We start from the raw sequence: 13,074 nt of genomic DNA, 5'->3' as shown, positions 1-13,074 counted from the left end.
GCCGGGAGTACCGTCGGTCGATGGTCACCAACCGCTCCGCCCCACCGGGCGCGCTGGCCCCGGTCCTGGTCTACCCGGACGTCCGAGAGGCCGTCGCCTGGCTGAGCGCGGCGTTCGGCTTCGAGGAGACGGTCCGGATCGGCGAGGGGCACCGCGCCCAGATGTCGGTGGCGCCCGGAGTGGGCATGGTGGTCGCGGAGGCCCGCGGCGAGCACCAGCCGCCGGCTCCCGGCGCCGTCACCCACGTCATCAAGGTCCGGGTCGACGACTCCGCGGCCGCCCTCGAGCGCGCCCTGGGCCAAGGCGCGACGCTGCTGGAGGAGCTGACGGAGCGCGACTACGGCGAGCTCGAGTGCCTGGTCGCGGACCCGGCCGGCCACCGCTGGCAGCTGACCCAGACGCTGCGCGACGTCGCGCCCGAGGAGTGGGGCGGCGTCGACCTCCGCTAGTCGGTCGCGCGGCGCGTCTCCAGCACCCGGAAGCCCTTGGCGCTGGCCAGCCGTGTGGTCGGGTAGCCCTGCTCCCCCAGCCACCGCTGGAGCGAGTCGGCGCCGAGGTTCTTGCCGACGACCATGACGGCGCGCCCTCCCGGCGCGAGCCGGGGCAGCCAGGTGAGGAGCAGGTCGTGCAGCGCCTCCTTGCCGATCCGGATCGGCGGGTTGGACCAGATCTCGTCGTACGTCGTGGCGGGGTCGACGCCGTCGGGGGTGACGGCGGCGAAGCGGTCGGCGACGCCGAGCGCGGCGGCGTTCTCGCCGGCGAGCAGGACGGCGCGCTCGTTGACGTCGACGGCCGTGACCACCGCGTCGGGGACCGCGGCCGCGATCGCCAGGCCGATCACGCCGAAGCCGCAGCCCAGGTCGAGGATGCGTCCGCCGGCCGGCGGCTCGGTCTCGCGGAAGAGGATCGCCGTCCCGATGTCGACGCGACCGTTGGCGAAGACGCCGGAGCCGCTCGTGAGCCGGAGCTCGTGGCCCCACACGGTCGCCACCACGGGCGAGCGCTTGAACGCCACCGTCGGGTCGGCGGAGAAGTAGTGCTCATCCATCGCGTCTCGCCCTCGTCGTGGTGGCCCGCGCGGCGAGCTCGTCGTCGGGCGGGTAGGCGACCTCCTCGAGCGTGAGGCCGTGCGCGTGCGCGACCGTCACGGAGGGGTCCCGGGCCTCGGCGCGCAGGATCTCGGCCGGCCACGAGGGCGGTCGCCGCCCGTCGCCGACCGCGAGCAGGCAGCCCACCAGCGCACGCACCATGCTGTGGCAGAACGCGTCGGCGCGCACCGTGGCCTCGGCCAGGCCCTCCGGCGAGCGCGACCAGGTGAGGTCGAGCAGCGTGCGGATGGTGGTGGCGCCCTCGCGCCGCCGGCAGAACGCCGCGAAGTCCTGACGGCCGACCAGCGCCTGCGCGGCGTCGTTCATGGCGTCCAGGTCGAGGGGCCGCGACCACACCAGGACGTGGCGCCGCGTCAGCGGGTCCACGAGGGCGGCGTCGTCGGCGATCCGGTAGGCGTAGCGCCGCCACAGCGCGGAGAAGCGGGCGTCGAAGCCGGCAGGGGCCTCCCCCACCGCGAGCACCCGCACGTCCGGCGGCAGGACCCCGTTGAGGCGCCGCAGCAGCTGGGGCGGAACGTCGCCGACGTCGGCGTGGACGACCTGGCCGCGGGCGTGCACCCCGGCGTCCGTGCGCCCCGCGACCACCGTCGCCACGGAGTCGACGCGCAGCACCGTGGCCAGCGCGTGGTCGAGCACCTCCTGCACCGTCCGGAGGCCCGGCTGGGTCGCCCAGCCATGGAAGTCGGTGCCGTCGTAGGCACACTCGATCCGCAACCGCACGCGCCAAGTTTCGCAGGTCGTAATACTGGTCCTCGTGCAGCCCGCCATCATTCTCGTCTCCGACGAGCACACCGCCTTCCTCCTCGACGAGTTCGGGCGCTACGCCCGCGACTACGACCTCCACACCGCGACCTCCTGCAAGGGCGCGCTCGAGGTCACCCGGACCATCCGTGACGCCGGGGGCCAGGTCGCCCTCTTCGTCACCGACACCGAGCTCCCCGACGCCCACGTGCTGGAGGCCTTCCACGCCTGGCGCACCGTCGTGCCCACCGCGCGGCGGATCATCGCCGCCCACTGGGAGCACTTCCTCGAGCGGGCGCCCGCGCTGCGTCCCGGCATGGCCAAGGGCAAGTACGACGCCTACCTGCTGATGCCGCGCGGGGTGCGCGACGAGGAGTTCCACGGCGCCGTGACCGAGCTCCTCTCCGACTGGGGCTCCACGGTCGCCAAGCCCGAGGTCGAGAGCGTGCGGATCGTGGCGCCCGCCCCCACCGCGCTCACGCTGGCGATCCGCGACTACGCCGACCGCATGGGGATGCCGTCGGGCTTCTACACGCCCGACACCGAGATCGGCCGCGAGGCCGTCCTGGAGTGCGCCACGCCCGGCGAGCCGGCGTACCCGATCGTCTCCACGCCGGGCCGGCCGTCGTTCGTGGCCACCTCGGTGCGCGACGTCGCGATCTCGATGTACGGCGCACCGGGCGACGTCAAGGTCGAGGGCCTGGTGGACCTCGCGATCGTCGGCGCCGGTCCTGCGGGGCTGGCGGCCGCGGTCTACGGCGCCTCGGAGGGCCTGACCACCGTGGTGCTGGAGTCCGAGGCGATCGGCGGCCAGGCCGGGACGAGCTCGATGATCCGCAACTACCTCGGCTTCCCGCGCGGCATCTCCGGGATGCGGCTGGCCCAGCGGGCGCGCAACCAGGCGCTGCGCTTCGGCACGCAGTTCTACACCGGCTGGGACGTGGAGTCGCTGGAGACCCGCCCCGACGGCACGCACCTGCTGAGCACGGGCGGCGGGAGTGTCGAGGCGCGCAGCGTCATCGTCGCCACCGGCGTCGCCTACCGCAAGCTCGGCATCCAGGCGATCGAGGACCTCGTGGGCCTGGGCGTCTTCTACGGCAGCGCCATGACCGCCGCCCGCGAGATGGAGGGCTACGACGTGGTCGTGGTCGGCGGCGGCAACTCCGCCGGCCAGGCCGCCATCCACCTCGCGCGGTTCGCCGACTCGGTGACCATCATGGTGCGGCGCGCCTCGTTGGCCGAGACGATGTCGCAGTACCTCATCGGCGAGATCGCCTACAACCCGCGGATCACGGTCCAGCCGTGCTCGGAGGTCGCCGACGGCGGCGGCGAGGGCCGCCTCGAGTGGCTCGACGTGCGCGACACCACGACCGGCGCCGTCACCCGTCGGGAGGCCCACGGGCTGTTCCTGCTGCTCGGTGCGGAGCCCAACTGCGACTGGCTGCCGCCCTCGGTGGCCCGGGACCGGCGCGGCTTCGTCCTGACGGGCCGCGACATCCCCACCGACCTCTGGTCCCACCACCTGCCGCCGGAGAGCCTGGCCACCACCCTCTCCGGCGTCTTCGCCGTCGGCGACATCCGCGCCGGCTCGATGAAACGGGTCGCCGCCGCCACCGGCGAGGGCTCCTCCGTGGTCCCCCTCGTCCACACCTACCTCGCACCCACGACCTAGCCCAGCACAGCGCGGGAGTACGAGCGCAGCGAGTACTCCCACTGGAGGGACGAAGTCACTCCACGAGCTCGCGGTGGTACGGCGGGTCGGCGCCGGGCCGCGAGACGGTGACGGCGGCGGCCCGGACCGCGTGCGCCAGGACCTCGGCCGGAGCCCGGTCCGGACGCTCCCAGAGCGCGTCGATCATCGCCGCGGAGAAGGTGTCGCCGGCGCCGATCGTGTCCGCGACGTCGACCTCCGGGGCGGTCACCTCCACCACCCCGTCCGCGTCGCGCCAGGTGGCGCCCTCGCCGCCGAGGGTGACCGCGACCGCACGAGGCCCCAGCTCCAGCAGGTGCTGCACGGCCTGGCCGAGCGTCAGGGCCGGGTAGAGCGCCGCCAGGTCCTCGTCGCTGGCCTTGACCAGGTGGGCGGCCGCCACGACCCGCTCCACCCGGGCGACGAGCTCCGGGCCGGTGCCGGTGATCGCCGGACGGGCGTTGATGTCGTAGCTGACCGTCGCGCCCTCGATGCGGTCCAGGATGGCCAGCACGTCGTCGGCACCCGGCTCGAGGACGGCGCCGATCGAGCAGACGTGCACGAAGAGAGGGAGCTCCTCTCCCAGCGGGTTGAGCCGCCACTCGAGGTCGAACACGTAGGACGCCGAGCCGTCGGCCGCGATCGTGGCCTCGGCGGACGAGGTGCGCGCGACGGCGTAGGCGTCGGTCGCCAGCTCGACCCCGTCGCGGGCCAGGTGGCTGGCGATCGCGCGGCCCCGCTCGTCGTCGGCGAAGGCCGTGGCGAAGCGCACCGGCCGGCCGAGGCGGGCCAGCGCCACCGCCACGTTGGCGGCGCTGCCGCCGGGCCGTTCGGTGCGCGAGCCGTCGGGCTCGAGGACCACGTCGACCAGGGACTCTCCGACCACCAGGGCGTAAGGCTGCACGGTCCCCTTCTATCACCGGTCGCCGAGCACCTCCGCGAGCCACCCCTGCGCCTCGGGTCGACTGCACCCGAGCGGCGACGGTCCCTTCTCCACGTTTCCGGGTTACCGTCGACTGTGCTCGACATCGTGCTGGACCCCTCGACCCCGGAGCCACCCTTCGAGCAGCTGCGCGGCCACATCGCCGCGCAGGCCGCCTCGGGTGAGCTTCCCGCCGGCACCCGCCTGCCCACCGTGCGGGCGCTCGCGACCAAGCTCAACCTCGCCGTCAACACCGTCGCCCGTGCCTACCGCGAGCTCGAGTCCGACGGCGTGGTCGAGACCGAGGGCCGTCGCGGCACCTTCATCTCGGCACCGGTCGCGCCGGCCGACGTCGCGGCTGCCGCGATCCTGTTCGCCGCGACCGCCCGTCGTTCGGGGGTCAGCCTGGCCCAGGCGCAGCGACTCGTCACCGACGCCTGGACCTCGAGCTAGCCGACAGGTCCCTCGTCCACCCGTTCGTAGAGCGCGATCACGAGCCGGACGGCGGCGGGGACCTCCTCGCTCAGGACCCGGACGGCTGCCCGGTCCCCCTCCCACAGGGGACCCACCACGACGCCGTCGTCGTCGACGAATCCGGAGCGCCACATGGACCCGTCGTGCTCCAGGCGGGCGCTCACCTCGTCACCGCGGCCGAAGCCGACGACCAGCTGCGGCAGCCGGCCCTCACGGCCGGCCACCACGACCTCGCGCTGCCCCGGCTCGGAGGCGCGGACCTCCGCCCTGCGCCACAGCCGTCCGTCGTGCTCGACGAGGTCCCGGACGGCGTAGCCCGCTGCCGCGCTGCGGTCGGGGGTCACGGCGTAGACGCCGAGGGCGACGACCACGTCGTCGCTCACCAGCGGCGGGCCCTCCTCCCCGTCGGTCACCCACAGGCGGGCGCCCACGTCGCCGGAGGCAGGAGCCTCCACCGTCACACCGCTCCCGGCACCGGGGTCGGTGTCGGGGACGGGGTCGCACTCGCCGGTCACCGCGCCGGCGCCCGGGACCTCGAGGTGCACCGTCGCTCCGGGAGGAGCGTCGGCGCAGAAGTAGCGGTAGGAGACCGATCCCGTGCCTGCGCCGGACACCGTCACCTCGGACTCGCCGGGTGAGCCCACCGCGGCGTCGAGAAGCCGGTCCCCCGCGACGTCCTCGCGGAAGGTCACGCCGTCGACCGTCACTCCCGGTGGCGGCGCCGCCTGCGTGTCGAGCTCGTAGACCGCCAGGGCGAACTCACCGTCGCCCCGGGCCGACACCGTGGCCTCGATGCCCGCCGGCACGCTGACGAACTCGCTGAAGTCGGGCACGTCGTAGTCCAGCGGCGCGCCGTCGGGATCCGGGCCCGTCATCGTCACCCGGTCGTCCGCTCCCGCCTTGCCCCACGACACGAGCCGTGGCCGGGCGGCCGGCTCCAGGACCACGGCGGCGATCCCTTCGCCGACCTCGCCCGAGGAGTAGCGGTAGGTGTAGCCCAGGGACTCGATGCTGCCCGGCACGTCCAGCCCGCCGAGCTTCGCTGGAGAGGGCTCCACCTCGGGGTCGCTGCCCGTCACGCGCCCGACGCCGACCGCGACCACCACGGCCAGGGCGGCAGCACCCGCGGCCGCCGTACGCCGCCGGCGACGTACGGCGTGCACCCGCTGATGCACGAGACCGAGCCGGCCGCCGAGGTCGTGGTCGACCACGTCCGCGGCGTGCCGGTCGAGGGTCCAGCGGAGCTCGTCGAGGCCGTTCATGACAGGTCCTTCCCGTCGGAGGTGGCGAGCGCGGGGTCGATCCGCAGCTTCGCGAGGGCTTTGCTGAGCTGGCTCTTGACCGTGCCGACCGAGCAGCTCATCAGGTCGGCCGTCTGCGCCTCGGTGAGGTCCTCGAAGTAGCGGAGCACCACCACGGCGCGCTGGCGGCGCGGCAGCCGCTCCATCGCCTGCCACAGGTCGTGGCCCGAGCTCACGGCGTCGCTGGCGTCGGAGTGCGCCCGCTCGGGCAGCTCCTCGGTGGCGAGCTCGCCGTTCCACTTGCGGCGCCACCAGGTGGCGTAGGTGTTGACCAGGATCCTGCGGACGTAGGGCTCGGGGCTGCCGTCGATGCGGCTCCACGAGAACCACGCCTTGCTCAGCGCCGTCTGGAGGAGGTCCTCCGCGAGCGCGTGGTCGTGGGTGAGGAGGTACGCCGTGCGCAGGAGGGCCGTGGAGCGGGCCACGACGAACTCGTCGAACCCGACCGCCTCCACCCCACCACCCCGCTTCCGGTCCGGCGCCAGGTCCCGAGACTCGGCTGTCGTTGCTTCCATGTCCCGTACTACCCGGTGGACCCTGTCAAACGTTGCCTCGGGTAGGAAGGACGACATGCGCTACGTCATCTACGGGACGGGCGCCGTCGGCGGCGTCATCGGCGGCAACCTGCACCTGGCCCAGGTGCCGGTCACGCTGGTCGCGCGCGGCGAGCACCTCGCGCGGATCCGCGCGGACGGGCTGACGCTCGACCGGGAGGACGGCCGGCACCGCGTGGACGCGCCGGCCACCGACACCGCCGCGGAGGTGGCGTGGACCGACGACACCGTCGTCCTGCTGTGCGTGAAGGGCCAGCAGACCCAGGTCGCCCTGGAGGACCTGCTCGCGCACGCGCCCGCAGACGTGCCCGTCGTGTGCGTCCAGAACGGCGTCGCCAACGAGCGGGCCGTGCTGCGCAGCACCGCGGCGACGTACGCCGTGTGCGTGATGCTCCCCGCCACGCACCTCGAGCCCGGCCTGGTCGTGCAGAAGTCACGCTCGACGCCGGGCATCCTCGACGTCGGCCGTGCCCCCGGCGGGCTGGACGAGCGCGCCGAGGCGATCGCGGCCGACCTGCGCCGAGGCGGCTTCGAGTCGGTGGCGCGGCCCGACATCATGGCGTGGAAGCACCGCAAGCTGCTGGCCAACCTCGGCAACGGCGTGGACGCCGTCTTCACCCCCGGCGAGGACGCCGACGAGCTGGTGCGCCGCGCACAGGCCGAGGGCGAGGAGGTGCTGGCGGCCGCAGGCATCGCCGTCGTCAGCGCCGAGCAGGACCGCGAGCGCCGCGGCGACCACCTGCGCCGCCGCGAGCACCTGCCCGTCGAGGAGGGCGGGTCCACGTGGCAGAGCGTCGCCCGCGGTGGCAGCGGGGTCGAGATCGACTACCTCGCCGGCGAGATCGTCCTGCTGGGACGCCTGCACGACCTGGCGGCGCCGGTCAACGAGGCCGTGCAGCGCGCCACCCACGACCTGGTCCGCGCCGGCGGCGCCCCTCGCAGCGTCGACCCGGCTCCCCTGCTGCGCTGACCGGTCGGGCCCGAGGGGAAAACGACGCCGACCCGCCGGAAGGTCTCGGGCGGGTCGGCGGTGAAGTGGTGAAGCGGTGAGTCAGGACTTGGTGTCGTCCTCGGCCGCGGGGGCCTCGTCCTCGGTGGGCTCCTCCTCGGCGACGACGCTCTCCTCGGGCGACGCCTCCTCGGTGAGCTCGGTCGGCGCGTCGGTCGTGGCCGTCTCGTCGGTGGTCTCGGTGGTCTCGGTCTCCTCGACCGGGGCCTCCTCGACGGGAGCGGCAGCGGCCGCGGGGGCCGTCTTGGTGCGGGGAGCGGTCGGCGAGTAGGCCTCGGTCACGAGCTCGATGACCGCCATGGGGGCGTTGTCGCCCTTGCGGGGGTTGAGCTTGGTGATCCGGGTGTAGCCGCCGGGACGCTCGGAGAAGGTCGGCGCGATCTCGGTGAAGAGGGTGTGCACGACGCTCTTGTCGCGGATGGTCTTGAGCACCATGCGGCGGTTGTGGAGGTCGCCCTTCTTCGCCTTGGTGATGAGCTTCTCGGCGTGCGGGCGTAGGGCGCGCGCCTTGGCCTCGGTCGTGGTGATCCGACCGTGCTCGAAGAGCTGGCTCGCGAGGTTCGCGAGGATCAGGCGCTGGTGGGCCGGGCTGCCGCCGAGGCGGGGACCCTTGGTGGGCTTGGGCATGGCTCTTCTTCTCGATTCTCCCCGGCCGTGTCAGGTACCGGGATAGAGGGCGGGTGCTGCTGAGACGCCGACCCGCCCGAGAGGGCGGGTCGGCGGTGGTGTCAGTACTGCTCGTCCTCGACGAACGCGTCGTCGTCGTCGTCGCCGTAGGCGGCGAGCGCGGCCTGCGGGTCGAAGCCGGGCGCGCTGTCCTTGAGGGACAGGCCCATCTCGACCAGCTTGGCCTTGACCTCGTCGATCGACTTCGCACCGAAGTTGCGGATGTCGAGCAGGTCCTGCTCCGAGCGCGAGATGAGCTCACCCACGGTGTGGATGCCCTCGCGCTTGAGGCAGTTGTAGGAACGGACGGTCAGCTGCAGGTCCTCGACCGGGAGGGCGAGGTCGGCGGCGAGCTGCTCGTCGACGGGCGAGGGGCCGATGTCGATGCCCTCGGCCTCGACGTTGAGCTCACGCGCCAGGCCGAACAGCTCGACCAGGGTCTTGCCGGCCGACGCGATGGCGTCGCGGGGTAGGATCGAGGGCTTGGTCTCGACGTCGATGACCAGCTTGTCGAAGTCGGTGCGCTGCTCGACACGGGTGGCCTCGACCTTGTAGGTCACCTTCAGCACGGGGCTGTAGATCGAGTCGACCGGCATCCGGCCGATCTCGTTGTCGGCGCCCTTGTTCTGGACGGCGGAGACGTAGCCGCGGCCACGCTCGACGACGAGCTCCATCTCCAGCTTGCCCTTGTCGGACAGCGTGGCGATCTGCAGCTCGGGGTTGTGCACCTCGACCCCGGCGGGGGGCGCGATGTCAGCGGCCGTGACGGCACCGGCGCCGGACTTGCGGAGGTACATCGTGACGGGCTCGTCGTGCTCGGAGGAGACGACCAGACCCTTGAGGTTCAGGATGATCTCGGTGACGTCCTCCTTGACGCCCTCGATCGTCGAGAACTCGTGGAGCACGGTGTCGACCTTGATGCTCGTGACCGAGGCACCGGGGATCGACGACAGGAGGGTACGACGGAGCGAGTTGCCGAGCGTGTAGCCGAAACCCGGCTCCAGCGGCTCGATGACGAACCGCGAACGGAACTCGTCGACGGTCTCTTCCGACAGTGAGGGACGCTGTGCGATGAGCACTGATTCTTTCCTTTCCGGACCCACCCGCTATATGACGGACCCGAACATTTGCGTGTTGACGGCGGCGACGTACGTGCGAGCGGTGGCCGGGCGAGCCCGGCCACCGACGCAATCACTTCTTGGAGTAGTACTCCACGATGAGCTGCTCCTGGATCGGCATGTCGATCTGCGCGCGCAGCGGGACCTGGTGGACCAGGATCCGCATGCGGTTGGGGAGCGACTCGAGCCAGGCCGGGACGACCCGCTCGCCGAAGGTCTCGCGGGCCACGATGAACGGCGTCATCTCGAGCGACTTCTCGCGCACGTCGATGATGTCGTAGGCCGAGACCTGGAAGGACGGGATGTCGACCTTCTTGCCGTTGACCAGGAAGTGCCCGTGGGACACCAGCTGGCGGGCGTGGCGACGCGTGCGGGCGAACCCACCGCGGTAGACCACGTTGTCGAGGCGGCACTCGAGCAGCTGCAGGAGGTTGTCACCGGTCTTGCCGGAGCGGCGCGAGGCCTCCTTGTAGTAGTTCAGGAACTGCTTCTCCATCACGCCGTAGGTGAAGCGAGCCTTCTGCTTCTCCTGCAGCTGGGAGCGGTACTCGCTCTCCTTGATGCGGGCGCGGCCGTGCTGGCCCGGAGGGTAGGGGCGCTTCTCGAACGCTGCGTCGCCACCGACGAGGTCGACACCGAGACGGCGCGACTTCCGGGTCATGGGTCCGGTGTAACGGGCCATGGGTCAGTCTCTCTTTCTCAGTCTCGGGTCAGACGCGCCGGCGCTTGGGCGGGCGGCATCCGTTGTGCGGGGTGGGCGTGACGTCCTGGATGGTGCCGACCTCGAGGCCGATGGCACCGAGGGACCGGATGGCCGTCTCGCGGCCCGAGCCCGGGCCCTTGACGAAGACGTCGATCTTCTTCATCCCGTGGTCCATCGCGCGACGACCCGCGGCCTCGGCGGCCATCTGGGCGGCGTACGGCGTGGACTTGCGCGAGCCCTTGAAGCCGACGGTGCCGGCAGAGGCCCACGAGATGACCGCACCCGTGGGGTCGGTGATCGTGACGATCGTGTTGTTGAACGTGCTCTTGATGTGGGCTTCGCCCTGAGCGATGTTCTTCTTCTCCTTGCGGCGGACCTTCTTGGCGCCGGCCGCACGAGCCTTGGGAGGCATGCAGTTCTCCTGTGTTAGCTGGTCTGTGAGTTAGGAAGGCAGTGAGGCGCGCGAGCGCGACGGCTCACTTGGCCTTCTTCTTGCCGGCAACCGTGCGCTTCGGACCCTTGCGGGTACGGGCGTTGGTCTTGGTGCGCTGACCGCGGACCGGGAGGCCCTGACGGTGGCGGCGACCCTGGTAGCTGCCGATCTCGATCTTGCGACGGATGTCGGCCTGGACCTCTCGACGGAGGTCGCCCTCGATCTTGAAGTTGCCCTCGATCGCGTCGCGGAGCTTGACCAGCTCTTCGTCACCCATCTGGTGCACGCGCTGGTTGGGGTCGACCCCGGTGAGTGCGAGCAGCTGCTGGGAACGGGTACGGCCGATGCCGTAGATGTAGGTGAGTGCGATCTCGATGCGCTTGTCGCGCGGGAGGTCGACACCAACAAGGCGTGCCATGTGATGGCCCTTTCTTGAAGGACGGTGTGTCCTTCGGTGGTTCACAGAGGTTTCGATCGTGACGCGCCCGGGGGTGGTGCCCGGCTCCGGCCTTCTGCTCCGGAGGTGGTTCGCCCCCCGCGATGGTGCTGCGCGGGGCTAAGCGTTCACGTTGATGGGGTGTTCAGTTGTGCGGTGCCGGGGTGAGCGGTGCTCAGCCCTGGCGCTGCTTGTGACGCGGGTTCTCGCAGATCACCATGACCACGCCGTGACGACGGATCGTCTTGCACTTGTCACAGATCTTCTTGACGCTCGGGTTGACCTTCATGCGTCGACCCTTTCTGGTTGGTCGGCTGCTTACTTGTAGCGGTAGACGATGCGACCCCGGGTGAGGTCGTACGGCGAGAGCTCCACCACCACGCGGTCCTCGGGGAGGATCCGGATGTAGTGCTGGCGCATCTTGCCGCTGATGTGGGCGAGCACCTTGTGGCCGTTGCTCAGCTCGACGCGGAACATGGCGTTGGGGAGGGCCTCCGTGATGGTGCCCTCGAGCTCGATCACGCCTTCTTTCTTCGGCATGTCCTCCACAATCTGTTGTCTGGATGTCGCTTCGTGTGTCTACCGTCCGGCCCGGGAACCTCCGGTCGGGTGACCGGTGGACCTCGTAGGATCGCTCTTCGGAGCCTCAGACCGGACGCACGACCGCACCGCTCTTGCGAGAGGACGGACACGCTCCGGGCAGCCGCGAGGCACCGCAGGGCAGACCCACGTTGGGCCGACACGCCAGTTTACGAGGTTTCCTGCCGGAAACACGAATCCGGCCGGTCGCGACCCTGCAGTCCGCGCTGTCGGGACCGACTAGGCCGCGAGCAGGCGCAGGGTCTCCTCGCGCGCGGGGCTGATCCCCGCGTCGGTGCCGGTCGTGGCCCCGGCCACGGGGTGGATCATCACCTCGTCCACCCCGTACGTCGCCGCGAGCTCCGCCACGCGGGCCCGGGCCTGCTCGGCGTCGCCGATCACCCACCGGGCGGCCATGGCCTGCACGAGCCCGCGGTGCGCGTCGGGCACGCCCTCGGCCTCGGCCTCCTCGACGGTGCGCTGCGCGGTCAGCGGCTGGCCGGTCCGCAGCGCCACCATCTGCAGGAGCTGCGGCAGCGCGCGGCGCTGGGCCTCCTCGGAGGTCGCGGCGACGGCGGCGTTGACGGTGAGGAACGTGCGCGGCTCGGCCAGCTCGGGCGAGGGGGTGAAGCGCGAGCGGTAGAGCTCGATCGCCTCCCGGGTGCCGTCGCCGGAGAAGTGGTGGGCGAAGACGTAGGGCATGCCCTTCTCGGCCGCCAGGCGCGCGGAGTAGTCCGAGGACCCGAGCAGCCAGATCTGGGGCACCGAGGTGGCGGTCGGGGTGGCGCGCAGCACGTGCCGGCGCCCCTGGACGGCCAGCCCGACGCCGCCGGGCTCCATCATCGCGAGCACGTTGTCGACGTACTCGGGGAAGAGCGTGACGGCCTCGTCGGTGACCCCGCCGGCGCCGTGACGCAGCGCCCAGCCGGTCACGGGGTCGGTGCCGGGGGCCCGGCCGATGCCGAGGTCGATGCGACCCGGGAACGCCGCCTCGAGCAGCGCGAACTGCTCGGCCACGACCAACGGGGCGTGGTTGGGCAGCATCACGCCGCCGGAGCCGACGCGCAGGCGAGCGGTGGCCGAGGCGACCATCGAGATGAGGACCGGCGGGTTGGTGGCCGCGACGGCCGGCATGTTGTGGTGCTCGGCGATCCAGTAGCGGGTGTAGCCGACCTGGTCGGCCACGCGCGCCAGCGCCAGCGTCGCGGCGATCGCGTCCCCGGTCGTCTGGTCGCTGCGGACCGGCACCAGGTCGAGCACGGACAGGGCAGGCATGGTCGTGGACATCACCTGCTCAACCGGCGCCGAGCACGGTTCATTCCGGCCGGGCACCCAGCCG

At 71.9% G+C, this 13,074-nt stretch carries 17 protein-coding genes; 4 read left to right on the top strand and 13 right to left on the bottom strand.

Annotation, left to right across the window (positions count from 1 at the left end; all coding sequences use genetic code 11):
* Positions 1-20: 20 nt before the first annotated feature.
* Complete coding sequence (locus tag E4622_RS00825) at positions 21-449, top strand: VOC family protein (RefSeq protein WP_134738194.1); 429 nt, start codon at positions 21-23, stop codon at positions 447-449.
* Here the strand turns inward: E4622_RS00825 and E4622_RS00820 are convergent.
* Together E4622_RS00820 and truA are read right to left on the bottom strand one after the other, a co-directional pair.
* Positions 446-1,048 carry a methyltransferase gene (locus E4622_RS00820; protein ID WP_134738193.1) on the bottom strand — a complete coding sequence of 201 codons (603 nt, stop codon included), beginning with the start codon at positions 1,046-1,048 and terminating at the stop codon, positions 446-448. The two genes, E4622_RS00825 and E4622_RS00820, sit on opposite strands and share 4 nt — an antisense overlap.
* Positions 1,041-1,829 (bottom strand): tRNA pseudouridine(38-40) synthase TruA, encoded by a 789-nt coding sequence (gene truA / locus E4622_RS00815; RefSeq protein ID WP_245155827.1) that lies wholly within the window; start codon positions 1,827-1,829, stop codon positions 1,041-1,043. The genes E4622_RS00820 and truA overlap by 8 nt, the downstream gene beginning before the upstream one ends.
* 34 nt (positions 1,830-1,863) lie before the next feature.
* Here truA and E4622_RS00810 point away from each other — a divergent pair, with 34 nt between their 5' ends.
* Entirely contained in the window at positions 1,864-3,522 is a 1,659-nt protein-coding gene (locus E4622_RS00810; protein WP_134738191.1) for an FAD-dependent oxidoreductase, read from the top strand.
* Positions 3,523-3,577: 55 nt separating this feature from the next.
* Here the strand turns inward: E4622_RS00810 and E4622_RS00805 are convergent, their stop codons facing one another.
* Positions 3,578-4,444 carry a carbohydrate kinase gene (locus E4622_RS00805; protein WP_134738190.1) on the bottom strand — a complete coding sequence of 289 codons (867 nt, stop codon included), beginning with the start codon at positions 4,442-4,444 and terminating at the stop codon, positions 3,578-3,580.
* Positions 4,445-4,558: 114 nt separating this feature from the next.
* Here E4622_RS00805 and E4622_RS00800 point away from each other — a divergent pair, with 114 nt between their 5' ends.
* Positions 4,559-4,915 carry a GntR family transcriptional regulator gene (locus E4622_RS00800; RefSeq protein WP_134738189.1) on the top strand — a complete coding sequence of 119 codons (357 nt, stop codon included), beginning with the start codon at positions 4,559-4,561 and terminating at the stop codon, positions 4,913-4,915.
* On the opposite strand, the gene E4622_RS00795 is transcribed toward E4622_RS00800, so the two are convergent.
* On the bottom strand, positions 4,912-6,198 hold the full coding sequence (locus tag E4622_RS00795) for a hypothetical protein (RefSeq protein WP_134738188.1): 1,287 nt from the start codon (positions 6,196-6,198) through the stop codon (positions 4,912-4,914). The two genes, E4622_RS00800 and E4622_RS00795, sit on opposite strands and share 4 nt — an antisense overlap.
* Positions 6,195-6,692 carry a SigE family RNA polymerase sigma factor gene (locus E4622_RS00790; RefSeq protein ID WP_245155826.1) on the bottom strand — a complete coding sequence of 166 codons (498 nt, stop codon included), beginning with the start codon at positions 6,690-6,692 and terminating at the stop codon, positions 6,195-6,197. The genes E4622_RS00795 and E4622_RS00790 overlap by 4 nt, the downstream gene beginning before the upstream one ends.
* A gap of 115 nt (positions 6,693-6,807) precedes the next feature.
* Here E4622_RS00790 and E4622_RS00785 point away from each other — a divergent pair, with 115 nt between their 5' ends.
* A complete protein-coding gene (locus tag E4622_RS00785) occupies positions 6,808-7,761 on the top strand; it encodes a 2-dehydropantoate 2-reductase (RefSeq protein WP_134738186.1) in 954 nt (317 codons plus the stop codon).
* Between the two features lie 81 nt (positions 7,762-7,842).
* On the opposite strand, the gene rplQ is transcribed toward E4622_RS00785, so the two are convergent.
* The 8 genes from rplQ to E4622_RS00745 form a co-directional block, all read right to left on the bottom strand.
* On the bottom strand, positions 7,843-8,427 hold the full coding sequence (gene rplQ / locus E4622_RS00780; RefSeq protein ID WP_134738185.1) for a 50S ribosomal protein L17: 585 nt from the start codon (positions 8,425-8,427) through the stop codon (positions 7,843-7,845).
* 101 nt (positions 8,428-8,528) lie between these two features.
* Positions 8,529-9,545: a DNA-directed RNA polymerase subunit alpha gene (locus tag E4622_RS00775; RefSeq protein ID WP_134738184.1), complete on the bottom strand. Its 1,017-nt coding sequence runs from the start codon at positions 9,543-9,545 to the stop codon at positions 8,529-8,531.
* Positions 9,546-9,657: 112 nt separating this feature from the next.
* Complete coding sequence (gene rpsD / locus E4622_RS00770; RefSeq protein ID WP_134738183.1) at positions 9,658-10,266, bottom strand: 30S ribosomal protein S4; 609 nt, start codon at positions 10,264-10,266, stop codon at positions 9,658-9,660.
* 28 nt (positions 10,267-10,294) lie between these two features.
* Positions 10,295-10,699 carry a 30S ribosomal protein S11 gene (gene rpsK, locus E4622_RS00765; RefSeq protein WP_091025736.1) on the bottom strand — a complete coding sequence of 135 codons (405 nt, stop codon included), beginning with the start codon at positions 10,697-10,699 and terminating at the stop codon, positions 10,295-10,297.
* A 64-nt stretch (positions 10,700-10,763) separates the two neighbouring features.
* Entirely contained in the window at positions 10,764-11,138 is a 375-nt protein-coding gene (gene rpsM, locus E4622_RS00760; RefSeq protein ID WP_134738182.1) for a 30S ribosomal protein S13, read from the bottom strand.
* A 193-nt stretch (positions 11,139-11,331) separates the two neighbouring features.
* A complete protein-coding gene (rpmJ, locus tag E4622_RS00755) occupies positions 11,332-11,445 on the bottom strand; it encodes a 50S ribosomal protein L36 (RefSeq protein WP_091025735.1) in 114 nt (37 codons plus the stop codon).
* Positions 11,446-11,474: 29 nt separating this feature from the next.
* Positions 11,475-11,696, bottom strand: a complete 222-nt coding sequence (gene infA / locus E4622_RS00750; RefSeq protein ID WP_026145687.1) for a translation initiation factor IF-1 — start codon at positions 11,694-11,696, stop codon at positions 11,475-11,477.
* Positions 11,697-11,975: 279 nt separating this feature from the next.
* Positions 11,976-13,010 (bottom strand): LLM class flavin-dependent oxidoreductase, encoded by a 1,035-nt coding sequence (locus E4622_RS00745; RefSeq protein ID WP_209021736.1) that lies wholly within the window; start codon positions 13,008-13,010, stop codon positions 11,976-11,978.
* Between the last annotated feature and the right edge of the window lie 64 nt (positions 13,011-13,074).

The organism is Nocardioides sp. 503 (assembly GCF_004522095.1).
GTDB lineage: Bacteria > Actinomycetota > Actinomycetes > Propionibacteriales > Nocardioidaceae > Nocardioides.
This window is presented reverse-complemented; position numbering and strand designations above follow the sequence as displayed.

Bases quoted from the DNA above. Each gene is read 5' to 3' on its own strand.
- E4622_RS00745 (WP_209021736.1), bottom strand. From the start codon at position 13,010: ATGCCTGCCCTGTCCGTGCTCGACCTGGTGCCGGTCCGCAGCGACCAG.
- rplQ (WP_134738185.1), bottom strand. From the start codon at position 8,427: ATGCCCAAGCCCACCAAGGGTCCCCGCCTCGGCGGCAGCCCGGCCCAC.
- rpmJ (WP_091025735.1), bottom strand. From the start codon at position 11,445: ATGAAGGTCAACCCGAGCGTCAAGAAGATCTGTGACAAGTGCAAGACG.
- rpsM (WP_134738182.1), bottom strand. From the start codon at position 11,138: ATGGCACGCCTTGTTGGTGTCGACCTCCCGCGCGACAAGCGCATCGAG.
- E4622_RS00795 (WP_134738188.1), bottom strand. From the start codon at position 6,198: ATGAACGGCCTCGACGAGCTCCGCTGGACCCTCGACCGGCACGCCGCG.
- E4622_RS00785 (WP_134738186.1), top strand. From the start codon at position 6,808: ATGCGCTACGTCATCTACGGGACGGGCGCCGTCGGCGGCGTCATCGGC.
- E4622_RS00825 (WP_134738194.1), top strand. From the start codon at position 21: ATGGTCACCAACCGCTCCGCCCCACCGGGCGCGCTGGCCCCGGTCCTG.
- E4622_RS00820 (WP_134738193.1), bottom strand. From the start codon at position 1,048: ATGGATGAGCACTACTTCTCCGCCGACCCGACGGTGGCGTTCAAGCGC.
- rpsD (WP_134738183.1), bottom strand. From the start codon at position 10,266: ATGGCCCGTTACACCGGACCCATGACCCGGAAGTCGCGCCGTCTCGGT.
- infA (WP_026145687.1), bottom strand. From the start codon at position 11,696: ATGCCGAAGAAAGAAGGCGTGATCGAGCTCGAGGGCACCATCACGGAG.
- rpsK (WP_091025736.1), bottom strand. From the start codon at position 10,699: ATGCCTCCCAAGGCTCGTGCGGCCGGCGCCAAGAAGGTCCGCCGCAAG.